Origin of the sequence: Neisseria sp. HMSC70E02 (genome assembly GCF_001838645.1) — a bacterium.
GTDB lineage: Bacteria > Pseudomonadota > Gammaproteobacteria > Burkholderiales > Neisseriaceae > Neisseria > Neisseria macacae.
Genome location: NZ_KV838067.1, coordinates 24,674 through 47,967, shown reverse-complemented (window position 1 = coordinate 47,967; position 23,294 = coordinate 24,674). Strand labels below are relative to the sequence as shown.

21 protein-coding genes are annotated in these 23,294 nt (G+C 52.3%); 13 read left to right on the top strand and 8 right to left on the bottom strand.

All coding sequences use genetic code 11. From position 1 onward, the window contains the following. On the bottom strand, positions 1–867 hold an 867-nt coding region (gene hslO / locus HMPREF3277_RS01875; protein WP_070869872.1), incomplete at its 3' end, for an Hsp33 family molecular chaperone HslO. 113 nt (positions 868–980) lie between these two features. Between hslO and recC the strand changes: the two genes are divergently transcribed. Together recC and HMPREF3277_RS01865 are read left to right on the top strand one after the other, a co-directional pair. Continuing rightward, a complete protein-coding gene (gene recC / locus HMPREF3277_RS01870; RefSeq protein WP_070869871.1) occupies positions 981–4,187 on the top strand; it encodes an exodeoxyribonuclease V subunit gamma in 3,207 nt (1,068 codons plus the stop codon). Between the two features lie 69 nt (positions 4,188–4,256). Beyond that, positions 4,257–4,631, top strand: a complete 375-nt coding sequence (locus tag HMPREF3277_RS01865; RefSeq protein ID WP_070869870.1) for a hypothetical protein — start codon at positions 4,257–4,259, stop codon at positions 4,629–4,631. Between the two features lie 82 nt (positions 4,632–4,713). Here HMPREF3277_RS01865 and pdxA read toward each other — a convergent pair whose 3' ends face one another. Both pdxA and HMPREF3277_RS01855 read right to left on the bottom strand, forming a co-directional pair. Then, complete coding sequence (gene pdxA / locus HMPREF3277_RS01860; protein ID WP_070869869.1) at positions 4,714–5,712, bottom strand: 4-hydroxythreonine-4-phosphate dehydrogenase PdxA; 999 nt, start codon at positions 5,710–5,712, stop codon at positions 4,714–4,716. Between the two features lie 97 nt (positions 5,713–5,809). Further along, complete coding sequence (locus tag HMPREF3277_RS01855) at positions 5,810–7,591, bottom strand: J domain-containing protein (RefSeq protein ID WP_070869868.1); 1,782 nt, start codon at positions 7,589–7,591, stop codon at positions 5,810–5,812. Positions 7,592–7,896: 305 nt separating this feature from the next. Between HMPREF3277_RS01855 and HMPREF3277_RS15690 the strand changes: the two genes are divergently transcribed. Continuing rightward, complete coding sequence (locus HMPREF3277_RS15690) at positions 7,897–8,028, top strand: hypothetical protein (RefSeq protein WP_283127063.1); 132 nt, start codon at positions 7,897–7,899, stop codon at positions 8,026–8,028. A 17-nt stretch (positions 8,029–8,045) separates the two neighbouring features. Here HMPREF3277_RS15690 and HMPREF3277_RS01850 read toward each other — a convergent pair whose 3' ends face one another. Continuing rightward, complete coding sequence (locus HMPREF3277_RS01850) at positions 8,046–8,297, bottom strand: hypothetical protein (RefSeq protein ID WP_070513881.1); 252 nt, start codon at positions 8,295–8,297, stop codon at positions 8,046–8,048. Positions 8,298–8,527: 230 nt separating this feature from the next. Here HMPREF3277_RS01850 and HMPREF3277_RS01845 point away from each other — a divergent pair, with 230 nt between their 5' ends. The 6 genes from HMPREF3277_RS01845 (at position 8,528) to HMPREF3277_RS01820 (ending at position 15,983) form a co-directional block, all read left to right on the top strand. Further along, positions 8,528–9,298 carry a ParA family protein gene (locus HMPREF3277_RS01845; RefSeq protein ID WP_070869867.1) on the top strand — a complete coding sequence of 257 codons (771 nt, stop codon included), beginning with the start codon at positions 8,528–8,530 and terminating at the stop codon, positions 9,296–9,298. A gap of 619 nt (positions 9,299–9,917) precedes the next feature. Then, complete coding sequence (locus HMPREF3277_RS15550) at positions 9,918–10,844, top strand: transferrin-binding protein-like solute binding protein (RefSeq protein WP_141765165.1); 927 nt, start codon at positions 9,918–9,920, stop codon at positions 10,842–10,844. A 110-nt stretch (positions 10,845–10,954) separates the two neighbouring features. Beyond that, positions 10,955–12,361: a surface lipoprotein assembly modifier gene (locus HMPREF3277_RS01835; protein ID WP_070869865.1), complete on the top strand. Its 1,407-nt coding sequence runs from the start codon at positions 10,955–10,957 to the stop codon at positions 12,359–12,361. A 335-nt stretch (positions 12,362–12,696) separates the two neighbouring features. Continuing rightward, positions 12,697–13,917 carry a sodium/glutamate symporter gene (gltS, locus tag HMPREF3277_RS01830; protein ID WP_009310801.1) on the top strand — a complete coding sequence of 407 codons (1,221 nt, stop codon included), beginning with the start codon at positions 12,697–12,699 and terminating at the stop codon, positions 13,915–13,917. A 127-nt stretch (positions 13,918–14,044) separates the two neighbouring features. Beyond that, entirely contained in the window at positions 14,045–15,061 is a 1,017-nt protein-coding gene (locus HMPREF3277_RS01825; protein WP_003761924.1) for a lysozyme inhibitor LprI family protein, read from the top strand. 265 nt (positions 15,062–15,326) lie between these two features. Next, the gene (locus HMPREF3277_RS01820) at positions 15,327–15,983 is read left to right on the top strand and encodes a hypothetical protein (protein ID WP_003764425.1); all 657 of its coding nucleotides are present in this window, start codon (positions 15,327–15,329) and stop codon (positions 15,981–15,983) included. Positions 15,984–16,247: 264 nt separating this feature from the next. On the opposite strand, the gene fba is transcribed toward HMPREF3277_RS01820, so the two are convergent. Then, a complete protein-coding gene (fba, locus tag HMPREF3277_RS01815; protein ID WP_003761919.1) occupies positions 16,248–17,312 on the bottom strand; it encodes a class II fructose-bisphosphate aldolase in 1,065 nt (354 codons plus the stop codon). 211 nt (positions 17,313–17,523) lie between these two features. On the opposite strand from fba, the gene HMPREF3277_RS01810 reads away from it, so the two are divergent. Next, the gene (locus tag HMPREF3277_RS01810) at positions 17,524–17,952 is read left to right on the top strand and encodes an acyl-CoA thioesterase (RefSeq protein ID WP_070869864.1); all 429 of its coding nucleotides are present in this window, start codon (positions 17,524–17,526) and stop codon (positions 17,950–17,952) included. A 2-nt stretch (positions 17,953–17,954) separates the two neighbouring features. Continuing rightward, positions 17,955–18,854 carry a tyrosine recombinase XerC gene (xerC, locus tag HMPREF3277_RS01805; RefSeq protein WP_070869863.1) on the top strand — a complete coding sequence of 300 codons (900 nt, stop codon included), beginning with the start codon at positions 17,955–17,957 and terminating at the stop codon, positions 18,852–18,854. A 102-nt stretch (positions 18,855–18,956) separates the two neighbouring features. On the opposite strand, the gene HMPREF3277_RS01800 is transcribed toward xerC, so the two are convergent. From HMPREF3277_RS01800 to HMPREF3277_RS01790, 3 genes are all read right to left on the bottom strand, one after another. Further along, positions 18,957–19,886 (bottom strand): helix-turn-helix transcriptional regulator, encoded by a 930-nt coding sequence (locus HMPREF3277_RS01800; protein WP_070869862.1) that lies wholly within the window; start codon positions 19,884–19,886, stop codon positions 18,957–18,959. A 226-nt stretch (positions 19,887–20,112) separates the two neighbouring features. After that, on the bottom strand, positions 20,113–20,769 hold the full coding sequence (locus HMPREF3277_RS01795) for an NAD(P)-dependent oxidoreductase (RefSeq protein WP_070869861.1): 657 nt from the start codon (positions 20,767–20,769) through the stop codon (positions 20,113–20,115). Positions 20,770–20,933: 164 nt separating this feature from the next. Next, positions 20,934–21,926 carry a DUF7021 domain-containing protein gene (locus tag HMPREF3277_RS01790; protein WP_246830746.1) on the bottom strand — a complete coding sequence of 331 codons (993 nt, stop codon included), beginning with the start codon at positions 21,924–21,926 and terminating at the stop codon, positions 20,934–20,936. 186 nt (positions 21,927–22,112) lie between these two features. Here HMPREF3277_RS01790 and HMPREF3277_RS01785 point away from each other — a divergent pair, with 186 nt between their 5' ends. Both HMPREF3277_RS01785 and HMPREF3277_RS01780 read left to right on the top strand, forming a co-directional pair. Continuing rightward, the gene (locus HMPREF3277_RS01785; protein WP_070869859.1) at positions 22,113–23,003 is read left to right on the top strand and encodes a LysR family transcriptional regulator; all 891 of its coding nucleotides are present in this window, start codon (positions 22,113–22,115) and stop codon (positions 23,001–23,003) included. Then, positions 23,000–23,278, top strand: a complete 279-nt coding sequence (locus HMPREF3277_RS01780; protein WP_070869858.1) for a GIY-YIG nuclease family protein — start codon at positions 23,000–23,002, stop codon at positions 23,276–23,278. The genes HMPREF3277_RS01785 and HMPREF3277_RS01780 overlap by 4 nt, the downstream gene beginning before the upstream one ends. The last annotated feature ends 16 nt before the right edge of the window (positions 23,279–23,294 follow it).

Here is a 23,294-nt window from a genome sequence, read left to right as displayed (position 1 = left end):
TACGTCACCGCCAAATAGCGCGTTGACATCCGTTTCGTCAAATACGTATTTAGTGTGGCAAAAGTCGCAATCGATTTGGATACTGCCTTGTTCTGCAACAATACCGCCAACTTCTTCTCCGCCTAACATGAGCAGCATATCGCTGACTTTGCCGTGTGAGCAGGTGCAGGCAAATTCGATACTTTCGGGATCGAAAACCCGTGGAGGGGTTTCATGATAGAGTCGATAGAGAACGTGTTGTGCGTCTAGGGTGGTTAGCTCTTCCGGTGTCAGCGTTTGGGTCAGTGTGCTGATGAGTTCCCATGATTCGGTGTCCAGTTCTTCTTCGGGCAGACGTTGTACCAGCAATCCTCCACTGACATGATCTGAAGCGGCGAGAACGATGTGGGTATCGAGTTGCTCGGAACGTTTGATATAGTTCATGAGCATTTGGGCGATATTGTCGCCTTCAAGCGGGACAACGCCTTGCCAAGGTTCAGCATCTTTGGGTTGATGTGTGAGTACGAAAACGCTGTTGCTGCCCAAAAGGTCGGTCAGGCTTTCGTCATCACGGATGTCGGCGGTTTCATCCCAGCGGGCGGTAGCGCGAACGGTGTTGTCAGATGTGGCTTCGACCACAAGCATTTTCAGACGACCTTGTCCTTGTACTTGGACAATGAGCGTACCTTCGTTTTTAAGGTTGCTGGAGAGAAGCGCACCTGCAGCGAGGAGTTCGCCTAATGCCCGGCGGATGGCGGCAGGGTAGTGTTTTTGTCCGGCGATGTGTTCCCACACGTTTTCAAGGCGGACGTGCAGACCGCGCACAGGCATATCGTCAAAGATGAAACGCGTGCGGATATCAGCATGGTTGATGTCGGTTTGCGGCATAAATTCCTCTGTTTTTCTGAATGATGGGTTGACGGCTATATGGTTGCGCTTGCAGAGAAATCAAGGGACTTTATAATCTGTCTTGCGTTCTTAACCTTTTGCTTTTAATCGCCATGTTCTACCTCTACCAATCCAACCGCCTCGAATCGCTAGCCGCCCTGTTTGCCGGAATCCAAAGGGTCAGGCCGCTTGAGTCTGCTTTGGCGGCGGAACAGATTGTGGTGCAGAGTCAGGGGATGCGGCGTTATTTGAGTGTTTATCTGGCGCGCGAACTGGGGGTAGCGGCGAATTTGCAATTCAGCCTGCCGGCGGGTTTGACGTGGCAGTTGATGCAGAAGCTGATTCCCGATATTCCCGCGCTCAGTCCGTTTTCGCCGGAGGTAATGCGCTGGCGGCTGTTGGATTTGTTCCGCAGCGAGCGTTTTCAGACGGCCTCTGAATTTGAAAACGTCCGTTCTGTCTTGCAAAGCTATTTGGGCAGCGGTGAGTCGGCGGATTATCAGTTGGCGGGGCAGTTGGCAGATATTTTCGACCAGTATCTGGTGTACCGGCCGCAGTGGATTGATGCCTGGCAGGAAGGCAAACTTCTGGGGCTGGGCGACGACGAGGTCTGGCAGGCGCAGCTTTGGCGGTATTTGGACGACGGCAACCAATCCGCGCCGCACCGTGTGGCGCTGTGGGAAAAGCTGCTGTCGTCTTTGGATAAGGCGCACCTGCCTGAGCGGTTTTTCGTGTTCGGCATTTCGACGATGGCGCCGATGTATTTGCAGCTTTTGCAGAAAATCTCGGAACATTGCGATGTGTTTGTGTTCGCGCTCAATCCGAGCGGGCAGTATTGGGGCAATGTGATTGAGGCGGCGCAGCTTTTGAAGGGCGGCGACGATGCGGATTTGTCGCAGACGGGGCATCCGCTGTTGGCGTCGCTTGGCAAGCAGGGGCGTGATTTTTTTGATTTTCTGACGGAAATCGGCTTGGAGGAGCAGCCTGTGTTTGAAGAGGTTTCAGACGACACGCTGCTGCACTGCCTGCAAAACGATATTCAAAATCTGCGTATGCCGTCTGAAAACAGCCGCGCAGATTTGCTGGACGACGGTTCCGTCCGTATCGTGTCGGCACACAGCCCCTTGCGCGAATTGCAGATTTTGAAAGACAAGCTGTTGCGGATTCTGCACGAACATCCCGACTGGCAGCCGCACGATATTGCCGTTTTGACGCCGAACATCGAGCCGTACAGCCCGTTTATCGAAGCGGTATTCGGGCAGGCTCAGGGCGGGGCGCAGGCTTTGCCGTATTCGGTGTCGGACGTGAAACTCAGCCGCCGCCAGCCGCTGCTTTACGCGCTGGAGCAGACGCTGGATTTGCTGGAAAGCCGGTTTGAAGTCGATAAAGTGCTGCCGCTGTTGGAAAGCGGTTTGGTGCTGCGCCGTTTCGGACTGACGGCGGACGATTTGCCGCTGCTGCACGACACCATTGCCGAATTGAACGTGCATTGGGGTTTGGACGGAACAATGCGCGGCGCGGCGGACAATCTGTTCACCTGGCAGCAGGCGTTGGAACGCATCGTCTTAGGTTGGATGCTGCCCGATGATGGCAGCCCGCTCTGGCAAAACGTCAGCGCGTGGCACGGCGATGTCAACCGCCTCGATGTGTTCGCCCGCTTTGCCGCCTTCATCCGCACGCTGTCGCGTCTTGCTGCCGAGTGGCGCAAACCCGCAGCGGCGGAAGAATGGACGGAACGCTGCCGCGATTTGGTGCAGTCGTTGTTCCTGCCCGACGCCGACGACCAATACGCCTTGCAGCAGTTCGAGCAGGCATTGGCAAAATGGCAGGAAGAGACCGCGTTGGCAGGCTTTCGGGGCACCTTGCCGCAACACACCGTCATCCGCCACATCCGCCGCTTCTTAGGCAGCGAAAGCCAAGCGGGGTTCCTGCGCGGCGGCATCACCTTTTGCAGCATGGTGCCGATGAGGAGCCTGCCGTTTAAAGTCATCTGCCTGTTGGGGCTGAACGACGGCGATTTCCCGCGCAACACCAAAGCAGCCGTGTTCGACCTGATTGCCAAACACCCGCAAAAAGGCGACCGCGCCCGCCGCGACGACGACCGCTACCTCTTCCTCGAAGCCATCATCAGCGCGCGCGACATCCTTTATCTCTCCTACGTCGGCCGCAGCATCCGCAACGACGACGAACTCGCCCCGTCCGCCCTCGTCAGCGAACTCATCGACACCATCGCCGCCATGACCGGACGGCGCAGCAAAGAGCTGGCGGAACACTGGGTCGAACAACATCCCCTGCAACCGTTCTCCCACCGCTATTTCATCGCAGACAAAATTTCAGACGACCTCTTCAGCACGCGGCAGGACTACGCCGAAGCCCTCAACCGCCCGCGCGAACAGGCGCGTCCGTTTTTCAGCGAGGCCCTCGAAGAAAACAGCCCCGCACCGACCGTCTGGCAGGACGACTTCATCCGCTTCTGGAAAAATCCCGTCAAAACATGGCTGCAACAAACCTTGGGCTGGCGCGAACCCTACCGCGACGAAGCATGGGAATCCGCCGAACCCTTCGAGCCGCAACGCGCCGACAAAATTGCCGCCGCCTACCTCGACGCCCGCCGCCACAACCAAGACTTTCAAGAAACCGCCGTCCGCCTCGATGCCGAAAGCCTGTTGCCCGCCGGTGAACTGGGTAAATTGTGGCAGCAGAATTTCCAAGCCGCCGCCAAACGTATAGACGGCGCATTGCTGCAAAGCCCCAAACTGCCGCCTTTCGCCTACGAAATCCCGTTCGACGGGCAAACCCTGCAAGGCAGCCTCGGCAACCTGTACCAATGCGGCCAAGTGTTCTACCTCGACCGCAAACCCAATGCCCCGCAACGCATCGCCCTCCTGCTCGAACATTTAATCTTTTGCGCGGTGGAATCTCAGACAACCGAAACCCGCCAAACCCATATCGTTCAGCCCGAAGAAACGACGCTTTATCCCGAAATCTCTGGCAGCCAAGCGCAAGAAATGCTGCAAAAATGGCTGACGTTCTTCAACCTCGGACAAACGCGCCCGCTGCCTTTCTTCGCCAAAACCAGCCTCGCCGCCGCCGAAGCCTACGGCAAAAAACAGAGCTGGGAAGATGCCCTGAACAAAGCCAAGGAAAGCTATCACGGCAACAAAGTCAGCAAAGGGCAAAAAGACTATACCGAAGTCGCCTTGGTGTTCGGCAACGAAGACACCGAGCCGGTAGAAGGAGCGTTGTTCCAAAGATTGGTGGAAGGGCTGCTGATACCGCTGCTGGACGCGGTAAAGGAAGAATCGTCGGATGCGACATAGAAGCCGGAAATCGGAAGAGGTCGTACCTCAGGCAGGCTGTGCACTCTGAAAACGCAAAAGGAGCAAATGATGTTGAAACATTTTATCGCGATCGCTGTCGCCGTTTTATTGAGTCAAACGGCGTACAGCCAAGCCAAACCGAGATCAGCCATGTACACCGACTACACCGACTATACCGCCATTGTTGAAGATAAATGCGCCATCGCGGCAGACGGCGGCAGCATGATGCTGACCGTGCGCAACGCGGCAGGCAAGGAAACGGTTTTCTTTATCAACCGCGGTTTTGATGTCAAAAATACGCCTAAGTACAACCAAGTCAGTGATGACAAAGGGCATAAGCTGAGCGACAGCGAGAAACAGCAGTTGTTTGCACATCTGAAGACTTTAAAAACAAGGTGCAGCAGCGAGGGCTGTGCCGAGTTTGTGGATTCGTTTGTCAGGTAAACCGCATATCGTTTCGGCTGGCGTTGCTGGTTTTCAGACGACCTTGGGCTTCAAGAACTTATGTGATAAACGAAATCCGGTTTCAGGAACGCGGGTCGATATGGCGCGCCATTTCCAATGCGGTGGCAACGGCGGTCATGAGGCTGCCTGAGTCTGCTTTGCCCGTTCCGGCAAGGTCGAGGGCGGTGCCGTGATCGACCGAGGTGCGGATAAAGGGCAGCCCGAGCGTGACGTTGACGCCTTGCCCGAAGCCCGCGTATTTGAGCGTGGGCAGCCCTTGGTCGTGATACATCGCCAAAACGGCATCGGCGTCTTTGAGTAAAAAGGGCTGGAACACCGTATCGGCGGGATAGGGGCCGCGTGCGTCTATGCCTTCGCTTTGCAGCTGCTTGAGCGCGGGGATGATGATGTCGATTTCTTCATGGCCGAGATGGCCGTTTTCGCCTGCGTGCGGATTCAGTCCGGTCACTAGGATGCGGGGGCGGGCGATGCCGAATTTGTCGCGCAGGTCGGCATGAAGGATGCGGGTCACGGATTCGACCAGCGGGCGGGTAATGGCGGCGGCGATGTCTTTGAGCGGAAGGTGGGTAGTGACGAGCGCCACCCGCAATCCGCCGCCCGCGAGCATCATGACGACTTGTTCGGTTTGGCTTTTTTCGGCGAGGTATTCGGTGTGGCCGCTGAAGAAATGATCGCTGGCGTGTCCGTCGTTGATGACGCCTTTGTGCAGCGGCGCAGTAACCATGCCGTCGAAGAGGTCGTCTGAAATGCCTTGATGGGCAGTGTCCAGCAGTTTGAGGACGTAGGCGGCATTGGCGGGATTGAGTTTGCCCGCTTGGCAGGGCGCGTCTAAAGGAATGTGCAACACTTCCAATATGCCGCGTTCGGGCTTGCCGCCCTGCGGGTCGAAATCTTGCAGGGTGATGGTTTTGCCTAATTGTTCGGCACGGCTTTGCAGCAGATTTTTGTCGCCCAACACGATGCAGCGGCACGGCAAATCGGCAAACGCCAAATCCAAGCAGATATCGGGGCCGATGCCGGCAGGTTCGCCCGAAGTCACGGCTAAAACAGGTAAAGTCATGCGGATTCCTTATGGAATGAATTTGTTGCAGAAAAATGAAAACAGCGTTGTACGGTATAGTTGAGGTCGTCTGAAAACTTTTCAGACGACCTTTAGCTTATGCCCGCATCAGGCTGCGGTAGGCATTTTGTTTCAAAACAAGCACCAGCCAGCCGAGTGCGAATGCAGTCGGGTAAAACCACAGCATCCGATTTCCGCCAAGCGGCAGGATAAGCGTCAGCATACATGCCAGTACGCCGAAACCCAAAGGCGTCCAAATATCATCCCGTTCGGTATAGTCGGCGCATCGCTGCGGCAGCGTCAGCATCCAAACCAGTGCGGAGGCGAATGAAGCGACTGCCCTGATAGGGAAGGATGCGTTGGGCGAACAAGGTACCAGCAGGAATTGCGCCTGTTTTTTTGACAGATGGGGATGGAACGACCGTAGATACAGATTGGTGTTGAACCACAACAATATCATCAAAGCCGTCAGGATAAGCAATACCGAGTTGCCCGCCGTTTGCTCCAAATGTTTGTTTATCACATTGATTATCGGAAACATGGACATCAAGGACAGATTGACCGTCAGACCGCCGACAATACTCCGTTCGCTTTTGATGTAGGAGAAAAAGGTACACCATGAATATATCCATGCGAGTACGGTCAGTAGGAAGAACATTACCGAACCGGTCGGGGTCAGGCACACCGCGGTCATCACGACAGGCAATACGAAAGCGCGTACAATCGCCGCTTTTTTAAACACAAAAGTCGCCGTGAAGAGTTTGTAGAGAGATGGCAGCCATGTGAAAAATATACTTCGGCAGACATTGACCAAGAAACACAAGAGCGCCAGCGTGAGGGTGGAGACGAGGGCCAACGAATAATACGCCTCGATATAGGCGGATAAAGCGTCATCGGCTGCCGCTGTAAACATGGCGACGAATATCGCCACAATCGGCAGCACAATCCGCATCTGCCGCCATGATTGCGCTTTCTGTAAAACAGACGTCAGTTTTGTCTTTCGCCTCATCAGCGCTGTGCGTACGGATGGCGATATTTCTTCCTGTAAAGCCGTATTCAGGAAAAACGCATTCACCGTTGCCCGCATATCGCGCCCTTGCTCAGTCAGACGGTTCAAGCTGTGCAAGAGCGGGAATTTGCCATTGGCGTTGTCAGACAAAACTTCCGCCGCATTGATGCAGTCATAAACCCACTCCAGCTCGTCCGTGTTCATACGGTGGAGGACTTCGCGGCTCTCGTGCCAGCGGAAATAAGACGCCCATTGCGCCCATACGATGATATTCGAAATATACCGATCGCGCAGAAAATCCAAAAATTCCCAAGCAATATATTCCGATTCGCCCAAAGGCAGCCGGTCCAATAAAGCGCGGATGTCGGGCCAGGAGCGTTCCAACGCTTCACTTTTCCCTTCATCGTGAATGCGTCCGATTTCCGCCAAAATATAGTCCGCATCTACGCCATCGTATCCATGGTATGAATACGCCTCGGCAGTTGCGCCGCTATATCCGTAGGGGTCGTCTGAAACATCAGTTTCTTCAATAAGGTCTGTTTCTGCGTCTTTCCATGTATCGTGCGGATAGGCTTGGGTCGATTCATATTCTGCCGTCGCCCCGTCAACATATTCAGTCTGTGCTTCATCAAGGTCGTCTGAAACATCCGCCTCATCGTTATCGGCATGATCCCAAGACCAATCGTCTGCGTCCTCTTCCTCATCGATGTAGGGCGCACGCGACAAAGCCTCATCAAACGCCTCGCGCAGCCGCTGATATCCCTCCGCGTCATCGTCCGGACGTGTCGATTTCAACAGCTTCGCATAAGCGCGCCTGATGGCACGTTCGTCACCGGTAGGCGCAATGTGCAGAATTTCCCAGCAATCCATAGATTTCCTTGTTGTGGTATGAGCAGCGGCAAGTCATAAAGTATACAGCCTGACTTGGTTCAAATTCAAAGGAAACGATACCGCCATCGGCATGACACAACGCCACTTGCCTTCAAACTATAGTGGATTAACTTTAAACCAGTACGGCGTTACCTCGCCTTGCCGTACTATCTGTATGTCTGCGGCTTCGTCGCCTTGTCCTGATTTAGTTAATCCACTATACCGTTAAAAAGGTCGTCTGAAACCCGATTCCGTTTCAGACGACCTTGTTATTCAAATCCCGTTATTCGTATTTTTCGCAGCGGATGGCAGAATCTTCGCAGAACATTGCCGAAGTTTCCGCATTGCAGGCAGTGCGGACGGCGCGGCGTGCTTCCCATTTGTTTTTCCCCGAAGCCTCAAACAACTTCTGGAACGGCTTGACGCTGCACACATAAACCCGATTCGGGTTGTACTATTTTGACTTGGCAAGGCGTTTTTCCAATTTACTGATACGGGCTTCCAAAGCCTCGATCTTCCGATTCTGTTCGTCAATTAAATGCATCTGCCCCGCCTCTAACCGTGCCAGATTCACTTCTACCCAAGCATGTTCTACTGTTTGTTCTGCTGTTAAATCCGCAATCTGTGCTTCCAATTCGGTAACTGAAGCCGCATTAGCAGCAGGCAAAACAGCGGCAAGCATCAGGGCAAAGAAAGATTTTTTCATGATATATCTCTACGACAGTTAAAAAAACGGCATATTGTATAGTAAGTCCACTTTAAATCAGCCGGCATTACCCCGCCTTGTCTGGATTTAAAGAGAATTTACCGAAACGCAGACAGAAATGCGACAAAGATGCCTCTCCCCACCGAAGCTCCTTTTCAGACGACCTTATACCCATTTCAAGCAAAAAACGTTAAAATTCCGCCATTCACCTATCCGACAGCAGCAAAAACATGAGCGCACAAATCCTCGCCGTCGCCAACCAAAAAGGCGGCGTCGGCAAAACCACCACCACCGTCAACCTCGCGGCATCACTTGCCTCCAAGGGCAAGCGCGTCCTCGTCATCGACCTCGACCCGCAAGGCAACGCTACCACAGGCAGCGGCATAGACAAAGCCCGCCTCGAAGAAGGCGTGTACCAAGTCGTATTGGGCGATACCGACATCAAAACCGCCGTCGTCCGCAGCGGGGACGGCAGCTACGACGTACTCAGCGCCAACCGCGCGCTTGCCGGTGCCGAAATCGAGCTGGTGCAAGAAATCGCCCGCGAAATCCGCCTCAAAAACGCCCTGCAAACCGTCGAAAACGACTACGACTTCGTCCTCATCGACTGTCCCCCTTCACTGACCCTGCTCACGCTCAACGGACTTGTCGCCGCCAACGGCGTCATCGTCCCCATGTTGTGCGAATACTATGCCCTCGAAGGCATCTCCGACCTCATCGCCACCGTGCGCAAAATCCGTCAGGCAATCAACCCGCGCCTCGACATCACCGGCATCGTCCGCACCCTCTACGACAGCCGCAGCCGCCTCGTCGTCGAAGTCAGCGAACAGCTTTTCCAACATTTCGGCAACCTGATGTTCCAAACCGTCATCCCCCGCAACGTCCGCCTCGCCGAAGCCCCCAGCCACGGCATGCCCGCGCTCGCCTACGATGCCAACGCCAAAGGCACCAAAGCCTACCTCGCCTTGGCGGAAGAACTGTTGGAGCGGACTAAAGGTTGATTGAGTCTGGAAGATAAAAAGGTCGTCTGAAAACTTGATTTCCAAGTTTTCAGACGACCTTTTTCGTATTGAAGGGTCTCTTTTAGCAGACAGTAAGCAATGAGTCAAAAGGCAGTAGGTAGCTATTGCAATGTAAGCGGGGATATAAGCAGTTGGATAATGAGGTTGCCACAAAATTTTCTCGTTTATCAGTTTCGTATGATCTCATCACACCGTCGGTCTTGAAATTATAAAAATTTCTTTAGTTATATTTTGTTGGTTGTCAAGTTTCTCATTTCGGAGAAAGCGGTAGGTTTTTAATTGTTTTATTTGTAGGTTTTAATAAATTTGTTAAATGACTCGTGATTAATTTTACCTTTTTTGAAAATGTAATGGTTGATTGTTCAAAAAAATGTATCCTCGGTGCGACAGTGAAAAATTTAATTTAAAAATACAATGGTATGTAAAGTATTGATTTTTATGCGATAGTGATAAAAAATCATTGTATAGTCAATAGAATAGTAAAATATCCTAGATTTGTTCATTTGTTTGGTTATTTATTTGTTGTAAAATTTTTTCGACTATAAAAGTCATTAACTTAAATTAATTATTAAATCTTCAAGGTTAAGGATACGAATTTATGAATAAAACTATGAAAACAACAGCATTGGTTTGTGCTGCTTTATTCGCGGTAACGGCGTGCAGCAGTGGCGGTGGCAGTGGTCCACAAGCTAATCCCTCAACCTCTACGCCTGCTAAACCTGTTACGCCGGCAGCACCTTCTACGCCTGCTACTCCAGCAACACCTGCTACACCGGCAGCACCTTCTACGCCTGCTACTCCAGCAGCGCCTTCTAAACCGGCAACACCCGTTACACCGTCAGCACCTTCTAAACCAACCACTCCTGCCAAACCTGCTGCTCCAAGCGCGTCTGTTGGTGGCAATGCAATGGTAAGTAAAAACTTTTCTCATAATACAGCCAAATATACTGCACCCAGTGGCAATATGAATACCAGTGTAACGGTTGACGGTCGTACCATTGATTTGTCCAAAGCCAATGAAGCATTCCGCTTCAAGGAAGAGATTGCTGCAGCCGAAGGCAATGTAGCTACCCGACAAACTCTTTTGAGCGGTCGTAAATACAGTCATGTCCGATTTGGTGGGCAAAGCATGGGTGTTTTCGACGCGAATTATCGACCAACGCATTACCATGATACTTTTGCAATCGGTAACATTACGCCGTTGAATGGAGCAGATGCAATGCCAACATCAGGTAAGGCAACCTATATCGGTGATGCCGTGGTGGGCACGGCAGGAGTTTTGCTTTCTTCAGAATCTAAATTTAATGTGGATTTTGGGGCGAAGACCATCAAAGGTTATATTGACACTGCGTACGAAATTCCTCTGTCAGGTAAGATCGTCGGTGCGTCTTTCAGTGGTGACCAAGACGGTGTTACGATGAAGGGCAATTTCTTTGGACCTAAGGCTGCAGAATTGGGTGGCGTGTTCAGTGCCGAGCATGGCAACAGTTCTTACCAAGGTGCATTTGGCGCGAAAAAACAATAATTAGCCGTTTCTAACCGTCCGGCAGACAGCCGGACGGTTTGTTTTATTAGAGGTCGTCTGAAAAAAGACTTTTTTTATTTTTCAGATGATTTGAATCAAGAGGGAACATCATGCGTTATCCGACTTTGGCTTTAGTTTTATATGCGGTGGCTTGCTATGCCGCGGCCGCTCCCTCCCCACGAGATGAAATTCTGCCTGATCTCAACCGCAATCAAATCCGTCAGGCCGAGAGCCAGAGAGTAGAAGATACTGAAGAGTCTGAACAGAAACAGGTTTCGATGTCATCCGAAGATTTGCTTCAATATCCCGAAATGCTGACTGATGCAATGGATACTGCTTTGGAACGGCAAAACATCGATAATGTCCGTTTCTTATTGCCACTCTACCGCCGTCTGGAAGGATACGACGAAACCATGGCATCCTATGCCGATGCAATCCTCTATCGTGCAGATGGCGATTACAAGGCGGCAGAACAGGGTTTCCACAACATCATCAAAGAACATCCCGATTACGCTCCTGTACGCCTGCAGCTGGCACTGACCCTCTCGCAGGACGGCAAAGCGCGTGAAGCGGCAAAAGAGTTGCAGGAAGTCCGCAATACCCCCGATTTGCCTGAATCGATGAAAGAGTATTTAAGTCAGTTTGACAAATACTTAAAAAAAGACAGGGCTTGGAACTTTGATGGCAACCTTTCCTATGTTCGAGAAAGCAATGTATCCAATGCACCAAAGGAAAGGACTTACGGTGGTCTCGAATTTGAACCTCCACGCAAGGCACATGGTGTGATTTATGATGTGTCCGCACAGAAAAATACTCCGATTAAAGGGCATTGGGTTTGGAAAAAGAACCTTTCTGCTGGCGGTAAGTTTTATTGGGATGCACACGCTTACGACGATCTGACTATTCGTGCTGAAACGGGAGCAGGATGGCGCAATCATGAGCAAGAAATTTCGTTGTCGCCGTTTTATGAAAAACGTTGGTATGGTACCGAACCGTATTCCAATACTGCGGGCGGTGTCCTGCGCTATTCGCATATGTTGTCACCCAAATGGCAGGTGTTCGGCGCATGGCAATCTGGTTATCGTAAGTATAAAGAGCGGAAGTTCCTGAACGGGGTAAACCATGTTGCGTCAGTATCAGTGTTATACAGGCGGACTGGCGGGGAGTATTTTGTTCTTGGAGCGGGTAAGGGTTACAGTAGTGCTCACGACCGTTCTGACGCTTATCAACATGAAAACCTGCGGGTAGGCTGGACAAAAGCATGGGGTAAAACAGGTAATTTTTCGACTTCGTTCAATGGGACAGTGCAATATCGCCGCTATCAGTCAGAAGACATTTTTAACATCAAACGGAGTGATAGAGAGACTTACGTCAATTTGGCGGTATCACATAAGAAGTTGTCTTGGAAAGGTTTCACTCCTCGCTTGAACTGGGCTTGGACGCATGTCCACAGCAACCATTTTTATTATCGTCAGAACCAACATCGCGTATTTTTTGATGTTTCCAAGCAGTTTTAGAAAGCATGGTTGTAAAAAAGGTCGTCTGAAAACTTGATTTCCAAGTTTTCAGACGACCTTTTTCCATTATTAAGCTCATATTCTGACGAAAAGAATTGTCAACAATAATATCATTCGGATTAAAAATATTTAATTAATAAACAAAAAGTAGCTTTATGTAATATCATGATGCTTATAAACATTTTGATGATTTTAAAAATGCCATATGTAAAAAATTCAAAAAACAAAAGGCTATTCTTTGACAATCTTTAACCCATCCCCTAATATCCAACAGTTTAATTCCGCACAGCGGATTTAAGAAAAACATTTTTGAGATTTTGAGAGGTAAAACGATTATGGAATGGGAATTTAACAGTTACTACACGTTGATTGCCGCCACATTGGTTTTGTTGATTGGTAAGGTTTTGGTAAACAAAGTCAAATTCCTGCGCGATTTCAACATTCCCGAGCCTGTGGCAGGCGGCTTGATTGCTGCGATTATCCTGTTTGCACTGCATCAAGCTTATGACGTGAGCTTCAAATTTGAAAAACCGCTGCAAGACGCATTCATGCTGATTTTCTTCACTTCTATCGGTTTGAGCGCGGATTTCTCCCGCTTGAAAGCAGGCGGTCTGCCGTTGGTGATTTTCACCGCCGTCGTAGGGGCGTTTATCATCGTGCAGAACTTTGTCGGCGTCGGCTTGGCGAAGATTTTGGATTTGAATCCGCTTATCGGCCTGATTACCGGCTCGATTACCCTGACCGGCGGACACGGTACCGCAGGCGCATGGGGTCCGGACTTTGAAAACAAATTCGGCTTGGTTGGTGCTACCGGATTGGGTATGGCTTCCGCCACGTTCGGTTTGGTATTCGGCGGCCTGATCGGCGGCCCGGTTGCGCGCCGTCTGATCAACAAAATGGGACGTAAACCCATCGATCAAAGTGGACAAAAGGCAAATTCAGACGAACATGCCGACGACGTGTTCGAACAAGCGAAGCGCACCCGCCTGATTACCGCCGAATCTGCCGTCGAAACGCTTGCTATGTTTGCAGCGTGTTTGGCATTTGCCGAAATTGTGGACGGCTTCGACAAAGAATATCTGTATGACTTGCCGAAATTCGTATGGTGTCTGTTTGCCGGTGTCGTCATCCGCAACATTCTGACTTCCGCGTTTAAAGTCAATATGTTCGACCGCGCTATCGACGTATTCGGCAATGCCTCCCTGTCGCTTTTCCTCGCAATGGCACTTTTGAACCTGAAATTGTGGGAGTTGACCGGTCTGGCGGGTCCTGTAACCATCATTCTCGCCGTACAAACCGTCGTGATGATTTTGTATGCGACATTCGTGACTTATGTCTTTATGGGACGCGATTACGATGCGGCGGTTTTGGCGGCAGGCCACTGCGGTTTCGGTTTGGGCGCCACGCCGACCGCCGTTGCCAATATGCAGTCCATCACTCAGACCTTCGGTCCTTCGCACAAAGCCTTCTTGATTGTGCCTATGGTCGGCGCGTTCTTCGTGGACTTGATTAACGCGGCAATCCTTTCCGGTTTTGTAAATGTCATCACCAAATAAGTAAGCATTTATAACGGTTCGTTGAAAAAGCACTTGCAACATTTACTTGCTGCAAGTGCTTTTGTTATGATGGTCGTCTGAACGACAAAACGATGCGGTTTCCGAGCCGTATCAAGGAGTATTATTTATGCACAAAAAACTGCTGGCTTTACCGCTTATCGCCCTGATGTTGGCGGCGTGCGGCAAAGAAGAACCCAAGCAGGCTTTGGAGTGTGGCAATCCTGCCGCCATTCAAAGTATCCGCAACCAAATCCAAGAAACCATCAAGCGCGAGGCGCGTTCCTTTGTCCGTGCCGACAGCCGCCAATTTGTCGATGCCGATAAAATCATTGCTGCCGGCTCCGAGTTGAATATCGTCTTGGACAATCCGCAAGAAATTACGGAAGACAACAAATCCTTGTGCAGCGCCGATTTGAAAATCCAAATCCCTGCCGAAGTATTGCGTACCGCCGATGCCAACAGTCCGCTGATTTACAGCAATACCGGCTTGACCGAAATGCTTCAGCAGAAAATCATGGGCAGCAACCTGAGCTTTGAGAACAACACGTTTTCAACCAGCGTCCGCTATACGCCCGATCCGAAAGTCGGTACGGTTTCTTTGGAAGACAATACCGTCAACATGACCGCGCAAACCCTGTCTTCCTTACTGCTGCCTTACGGTGTCAAAAGCATCGTGATGATAGACGGTAAGGCAGTCAGCAAAGAAGAGGCAATCAAAATCCTGCAAAGCAAAGCCGCTGAAGAGCCACCTGTCGCCAAAGCAGAAGATATTTTGGAAAACAACGCGGCGAGCCAAGCGTCGGGCGTACCGCCTGCCGCGGGCCTTGAAACCGAAATCCTGCGTCCTGACGGCGAAGAGAAGCAGGAGCAGCCTTCGTTCTCTCAAAGCGACTTAGATAATGCCCGTTCGCAAAACCATCAGGCAGAGGCGGAAATCAAAGGCGTATGGGACGGCATGGAGCGTACTGTCCAACAGGAAATGCTGGCAGAACAACGCGCTTGGATTCAAACCAAAAACCAAAACTGCCAACAGGCAGCGGCTAGGGCGGACAGTCCGGCGCAAAACGAATACCTCAAGCTCCAATGCGATACCCGCATGACGCGCGAGCGTACCCAATATCTGCGCGGCTATTCGATCAACTGACGCTGCAAAGCCGACGGCAGACGGGTGTTGATAAGCCTTCTGTCCGTTATTAAAAGGTCGTCCGAAATGCTGTTTGGCATTTCAGACGACCTTTGTATTGCGGTACAATCCACATTGCTCGTTGCATAATATAGTGGATTAACTTTAAACCAGTACGGTAAGGAGAGGTAACGCCGTACTGGTTTAAAGTTAATCCACTATAAAAGCATCAGATGAAGCACCGAGTCAATCTCATTTTTTCCGTAAACCATAAGAAAGCACATTGATGAAAACCCTCGCATTCCTCCTGCTAACAAGCTTTTCCCTGCACGCTGCCGCACAAGATTATTTTCTGACGGAAGACCGTCTCAGCAGCGGCTCATTGACACTCAACGGCAAACAGGTTTCTGTCAATACAGTCAATCCAAACGGCCATGTCTGTAATTATGAAGGCACAATCAAAAACCGTACCAGCAAAAACCGTAATGGCTGCGTCGTACATTTTTCCTTTACCAACAACAGCGTGAAGCTGAACATTCCTGATTCAGCCCGCGAAGCCTGCCAAGAATACTGCGGACATAATGCATCTTTCGAGGCGACCTATGAAAAATTGCCTGCCGCCTGTTCTGCAAAAGGCGCGGCAGCAATGGAAAAACGTTTTCAGGCCGCCTATCAGGGCAAACGCTACCGCGATGCTGTCGCTATCAAACAACGTTATCTCAACGAATGCGACAAGTTCCTCGATCTGACCGAATGGATGCGGACGCTGAACGACTTGTCCGTCAGCTATAAAAATGCCGGAGACAAAGCGGCATGCCGCAAGGCGCTTGCCCCGATGGACAAATGGCTGGAGGGTTACCAGCGGAGCTACCTCTACGAAGAAGCATACAAACGAGAAGCCGCTGCCGCACAATTTAATTTGAAGCAATGCAGCGACAAATAATCGCCGCCCGTCATCGAATCCCACGCTAGTCGGGAAATGGGATAAGTTTGCTTCTTCGGCAAAAAAGGTCGTCTGAAAACAAACGCCGCAGGTTGTGTTCAACCTGAAGCCGTTTTCAGACGACCTTTTGTCTGGTTTGGAAAGCCGGCGTATTAAATTTAAATCAGAGCGGGCAGTGCAGTGCCGTACGGGTTTGCACTTAACCCATACCCTTCAAAACAAAACGGGCGGCTTGGATGGCCGCCCGTTTGATTGTCCCGTTGTTTATTTGATGATTTGGTTCAGCTCGCCTTTGGCGTAGCGGTTTGCCATTTTTTCAAGGGAAACAGGTTTGATTTTGCCTGCCTGACCTTCGCAGCCGAATGCGAGGTAGCGGTCGAGACAGATTTGTTTCATGGCTTCGACGGTTTTGCTCAGGTATTTGCGCGGGTCGAATTCGGACGGGTTTTCTGCCATGAAGCGGCGGATGGCGCCGGTGGAGGCGAGGCGCAGGTCGGTGTCGATATTGACTTTACGCACGCCGTGTTTGATGCCTTCGACGATTTCTTCTACGGGTACGCCGTAGGTTTCGCCGATTTTGCCGCCGTATTCGTTGATGACTTTCAGCCATTCTTGCGGAACGGAGCTGGAGCCGTGCATGACGATGTGGGTGTTGGGCAGGGCTTGGTGGATTTCTTTGATGCGGTCGATGCGCAATACGTCGCCGGTGGGCGGACGGGTGAATTTGTATGCGCCGTGGCTGGTGCCGACGGCGATGGCGAGTGCATCCACGCCGGTGTCTTTGACGAAGCGCACGGCGTCTTCGACGCTGGTGAGCATTTGGTCGTGGGAGAGTTTGCCTGCCGCGCCTACGCCGTCTTCTTCGCCGGCTTCGCCGGTTTCGAGGTTGCCCAAGACGCCGATTTCGCCTTCGACGGACACGCCGCAGGCGTGGGAGAAGTTGACGACGGTACGGGTGGCGTTGACGTTGTATTCGTAGGTGGACGGGGTTTTGCCGTCTTCGAGCAGCGAGCCGTCCATCATGACGGAGGAGAAGCCCAGTTGGATGGAGCGTTGGCACACGTCGGGCGATGCGCCGTGGTCTTGGTGCATAACGACGGGGATGTGCGGGAATTCTTCGACGGCTGCCAGAATCAGGTGGCGTAAAAACGGCGCGCCTGCATATTTGCGCGCGCCGGCGGATGCTTGAACGATAACGGGAGCGTTGACTTGGTCTGCGGCTTCCATGATGGCGCGCATTTGTTCGAGGTTGTTGACGTTGAATGCGGGCAGGCCGTAGCTGTTTTCGGCGGCATGGTCGAGCAGTTGGCGCATGGATACGAGTGCCATTTAAATCTCCTTGGTGAGGTAGCGGGATGGTGATGTGGGAAATTATAATGTTTTTCTTATTAAAAAACTACACAGGGCTACATCAGTTTTATATATTAATGAGATTTTGAGCGGCTGCGGCGGGCAAACGGTGCGGTCGGTATTTGTCTGACATGGTTTATAATAACGGTTTGTTTTCGGGGTCGTCTGAAACGGCGGCGGGAGGTGTGTGATGGCTAAGTTGGCAGTGGCGGATGTGGATGCGGTGTTGTTTCAGACGACCTTGCGCGTGCAGGTGGGCGACGTGAATTACGGCGGCCATCTGGCGAACGATGCCGTTTTGCGCTTGTGCCACGAGGTGCGGATGCGTTGGCTGGCAGGTTTGGGCTGGAGCGAAACGGACGCGGGCGGCGCGGGGCTGATTATGGCGGACGCGGCGGTGCAATATTTGGCACAAGGTTTTTACGGCGATGAACTGTCGGCGGAAATGGGCGTCGAGGATATCGGCAAGGGCGGGTTCGCGCTGCTCTTCCGCCTGACGCGCATCGCGGACGGCAAGGTGCTGGCGCGGGCGCGCACGGGCATGGTGTGTTTCGATTATGCGCGCCAAAAGGTTTGCCGGTTGCCTGAGGCTTTGAAAACCGTGTTGGAGGTCGTCTGAAAATGTTGGTGCGCGATTTCGGGCTGTCTTTGGACGGCTATTTGAAAATGTTGGGGCAACAGGGCAAGTCGGCACACACGCTGTCTGCCTACGGGCGCGATTTGACCGAACTCGTGCGGCTTTTGACGGAAGGGTCGTCTGAAACGGCGCAGGATTTGACGCGGCGCGATTTTGTGGCGGCGTTGAAACGGCTGTCGCAACAAGGCTTGAGCGAACGGACGCTGGCGCGCAAATTGTCGGCGTGGCGGCAATATTGCGGCTGGCTCGTGCAGTCGGGCATGATGGACAACGACCCGACCTTCAACCTGAAAGCCCCGCACCTGCCCGAACGCCTGCCCAAAGCCCTGCCGCAGGAAGAGTTGAACCATATGCTCGACAGCGCGCCTGCCGACGACAGTTTGGCGGTGCGCGACCATGCCTTGTTTGAACTGATGTACGGCAGCGGCCTGCGCCTGAGCGAGATACACGGCTTGGATTTGGGTGATGTGTTGCTGGACGAAGGCTGGGTAAGCGTAACCGGTAAAGGCAGGAAAGAGCGGCAAGTCCCGTTGTCGGGCAAAAGCGTCGAAGCCTTGCGCGCCTATCTGTCCGAACGCGTAGCGGCAGACGGCGAAGCCGCGCTCTTTACCGGCAAAAACGGCACGCGGCTCGGACAGCGGCAAATCCAAAAACGCCTTCAGGCATGGGCGGTGCAGCAGGGCAGCGGGCAACACATTTCCCCGCACATGATGCGCCACAGCTACGCTAGCCACCTTTTGCAATCCTCGCGCGACATCCGCGCCGTGCAAGAACTGTTGGGACACAGCAACCTCTCGACCACGCAGATTTACACCAAGCTGGATTTCGACCATCTGGCCAAGGTTTACGACGAGGGGCATCCGCGGGCGAAACGGAAAAAGTGAAGGGGGCGGCTTGAGAGGTTCCATCTCTAATGCTTGGCATACACAAAGGTCGTCTGAAACCGTTTCAGACGACCTTTAAACCTCTAAACATCCCATCCGACATCAATCCTCCCGCTTGCGCACCTCCGCAGGCGTGCAGTCGAAATATTGCTTGAATGCCTGCGTGAAGCTGGATGTGTGTCCATAGCCGCAACGGTAGGCGATTTCGCTGATGCTCTCTTTGCCCGTCGTCAACGCATACAGCGCATATTGCATATGTTTGTGCCGCAGCCAGTCGCTGACGGTAATCCCGAAATAATCCCGCAGGCGGCGTTGCAGCGTCCGTTCGCTGACGTGCAGCGCGGCGGCGAGTTCCGCCACTTGGTGTGCGCCTTGGTCAAATGCCTGATTCAAACCATGCACAAACCCGTCCCCATCCGACGGGCGAACCGTCCCGCCTGATTTTTCAGACGATGACGACAACGGATAACGGCTGCAAAAATCGCGCCACAATCCTGCGAGCAACTGCAAAGCATCGGCTTCGCGCTGCAAAACATCACCCAGCCCGTCGCCTTGCGCCGACAGCATCAAACTGTTTTCCGCCAAAGCGCGCAATTCATCGCTCAAATGCCAATGCCGCACCGTCTCGCGGTAAACCGCTGGCAGCATCGCCGCGTATTGCGGTTGCGACAGCCATTGCTCTATGCCTTTCAACGTGATTTTCGCTGTTTTTTCCCCTTGGTAGAGATAACGGCTGAACAAAATCTCCTCCTCCGCAGCAATCAACACCACCCGTCCGCCGTCAGCCTCAATCTGATAGCGGTTTTGATTGATGGCGAAATCCAAACGCCCCTCCAGCAGCAGGATGAACGAAATATACGGCTCGGCAAGCTGCGTGCTTTGGAAATCCTTTTGCGCGGTCACGCAGCCGCCATGCAGGGAAATGCCGCTGTGCAGCGTATCGAAACGGTAATTGCCGCTCAGATAATCGCTGCCGCCGCCTTGTTGCACCAGTCGGACGAAATGTTGGCTGTTTAAAGAGTCTCTTTCCATAAATCATTTTATTTTCAACAGACTGCCAAACACAATAACACCGATTTCCCTTCAGGTAAACCGACACGAAGGTCGTCTGAAAACCAAGTCCGCGCCCTTGTTCCCCAAACGCTTCCGATAAAAAAGGGGAGGTCGGTTGTAGGGGGATGATGGAACGCGGATACAAAAAGGTCGTCTGAAAACCTGATTTCCAAAGTTTTCAGACGACCTTTGTTATGTTTGGCGGTTAAGCGGCGGCAACGGTAAAGCGTTCAAACAAATGCGCTTTGTTTTCCGCGTCGTCGGCGATGGCGACCGCCAAATCCGCCACGCTGATGCCTGCCGGAATTTCACCGTCCATCAGCAAATCGTCTTTGCCCAAGCGGTATTTGCCGGTTTTGTCTTCGCTGAACCCGCCGTCCGCGCCCAGTCGTGCCGGAGGGGAAACGAAAGACCAGTTCACATCGCGGCGCGGCAGGAGTGCGGTCAAGAGATGGCGTGCGGCATTGGCGCCGTCGTAAATGGCTTTGGGGAAGTCGGGCGTATCGACAACTTGCAAATCAGGTGCGACATACAGGCTGCCCGCGCCGCCGACGATTAAGAGATACGGCACTTGCGCCGCTTTTGCCGCTTCGACGATGCTGTTCGCGCCGCGTGTGAAATCCGCGCCGATATTGGGATTGGTCCAGCCGGGATTGAACGCGCTGACCACGGCGTCAAAGCCTGCCAGCTTGTCGGCGAAATCTGCCGCGTTCACGTCTGCGGAGACGGCGGCAACATTTTGCGCTTGGAACACTTTATCCGTATTGCGCGCGAAAGCGGTCACTTCATGCCCGCGACCCGCCAATTCTTGCACGACTGCGTTGCCGACATAACCTGTTGCGCCGATGACTGCGATTTTCATGTTTGACTCCTTGTTGAGGTGTGATTGATTAGATGAACGCATTGTAAGGTCGTCTGAAACGCTTGATAATCCCTGTTTTGCTGTTGTTATTATAAAGTTGAGCTAAATAATAGGATGAAAAAAGGTCGTCTGAAACGGGGTTTAAAGTTTCAGACGACCTGTTGTCAGTGGATGGACTCGATGCCGGTAATGTTTCCCTTGGGATCAAACGAGACACAGAAATAGTATTCGCCGTCAGGCACCAATGCATCGTCATCATTGTGAAACACGATATCGAAATCCTGATCGAAAAAATCCAATTTTTGCAGCTTTAAGTCTTGAAGGAAATTTTCCGCCGTCGGATGCGGATTGGGAAAAAATCCGTCTTTGGTGCGGATGCCGTTGTGTTTGCGGATATGTTCGAGCAGGTAGGTGTTTAGGGAGGCATAGAGTTGCGTCTGTTGGGCAAATACTTCCGGCAAGCGTTTGAGCGTACCGCCCGCCGGTTTGTCGCCCTCTGCGTTCAAAGACAATTTCACAGGCAGCCCCGCCCATTCTGCCTTGGCTTCGAAATTTTCCATAAATGTGTTTAATCTGAATGTTGCCAGCGGATGGGTAAACAAAACGGGATTCAGATATTCGTGGCGTAGGTTTTCCAATTCTTGATTGTGTGCATCGCTTTCGAGCATCTCAACTAAAAGTATATGGCTCAACCACTCGCTTCCGAATGGCTCCCAATCCATGGCTAACTTACTTCGGATACGGTATACAGTCAGTGGCTTGAGCGTCTGAAATGAACAGTTTTTAAAGGGGTTGTTTGCATCGTCTTCGCCCCAGGTCAGCTTGTATACGGGCTGATCCATGAACGTACCGCTTTTAACATGGACATAGCCTAAAATTGGGCAGCTTTTGGCTTGGAATTGTTTTTTGCCGCCACCTATGCCCGCATTAATCCTGAATATTCCTATTTCAGGGTCGAAATCGGAAGTCAAAACCAGCATTTCTTCCGGTTCGTTGGCAAATAAGTCGGCATAAACCGCCGTATTCAAATTCAAAGCCGCCAAACGCGCGCGCTCTTGTTCATCTTCGGCAGAAGGACCGATACCCAAAAAACGCAGCAGGCGCGTCAGTATGCCTTCGCGTTTGACGCGGCCCGGTTCGTCGAAAGAAGCCATCATAAAATCCTTTTAAAATGTGAACATCAATTGGCGGTATACCTGAAAAAGGGTAGATATGCAAATGGCGATAAGCGAATATGGCTCAACCACCCAATCAGTTCCGCGCCGATTTTTCATCCGCGCTATATAATCTGCAATATTGCCAACAGGTCGTCTGAAAACGCCGATTCCAATCCGGTAAACACCATGCAAGACATCAAACCCCTGCTCGTTTTCGCCGCCGTCCTCGAACACGGCAGCATGAACGCCGCCGCTGCCGCTCTGGGCATGACCCCGTCTGCCGTCAGCCAGCACATCAACCGCCTCGAAACCCTGCACGGCATCAAGCTGTTAAACCGCAGCACGCGCAGCCTTTCTCCGACCGATGCCGGCCGCGCTTTGGGCGAATACTGCCGCCGCCTCGCCGCCACCCTTGCTGATACGCGTACCGTTATCGACAATCTGAAAACCGAACCCGTCGGCGAATTGCGTATTTCCCTGACTTCCAGCGTCATCAGTTCCCGCGCTTTTCAGACGGCATTTTCACGATTGCAAACCGAGTTTCCCAAAATCCGTCCCGTCCTCAATTTCAGCGATACCTTGGACGACCTGCAACACAATCAGACCGACATCGCCATACGCGGTGGCGACCGCGCTTTGGACGATCCCAATCTGGTCGCGCGCCATCTCGTTACCTGGCCGTACAGCATTTGCGCCGCACCCGATTACCTCGACCGCCATCCGCCCATCACCCATCCCTCGCAGCTTCATGCCCACCGCTGGCTGCATTTCCTGCCCGTGCGCACGACCTTGCAACACGGCGGCGAAAGCTATTTTCTCGATATTGCCGACAGCATTGCCTGCACGCATCTTGCCGCCGTGTGCAGCCTGACCGAAAGCGGTTTCGGTTTGTCGTTGCAAGTGGGCGGCGAAGTTCGAGAAAAAATCGCCCAAGATCGTCTGAAAACCGTTTTGCCCGAATGGACGCTGCCGCCGGTCAGCCTCTATTTGGTGACGCCTTACCGCGTCCAGTCCGCCAAAACCGAAGCCGCCGTCCGTATCTTCACGGAAAGTTTCGCCAAGGAAGCAGACACATGAACGCAGAAAATTGGCGCGTTTACCTGATTTTGTGCGAAAACGGCGCACTCTACTGCGGCATCAGCAACCGCCCGCAAGAGCGGTTCGCTGCCCACCTCGCCGGCAAAGGCGCGAAATACACGCGTCTGAACAAACCGACGGCGATGCGTATCGTTTCAGACGACCTCTCCAAAAGCGAGGCGCTGAAACGGGAAATTACCATCAAAAAACTGACGGCAGGGAAGAAGCGGGAATTGTGGGAAGCGGCGGCGGGAAATGCGGTTATAGTGGATTAAATTTAAATCAGGACAA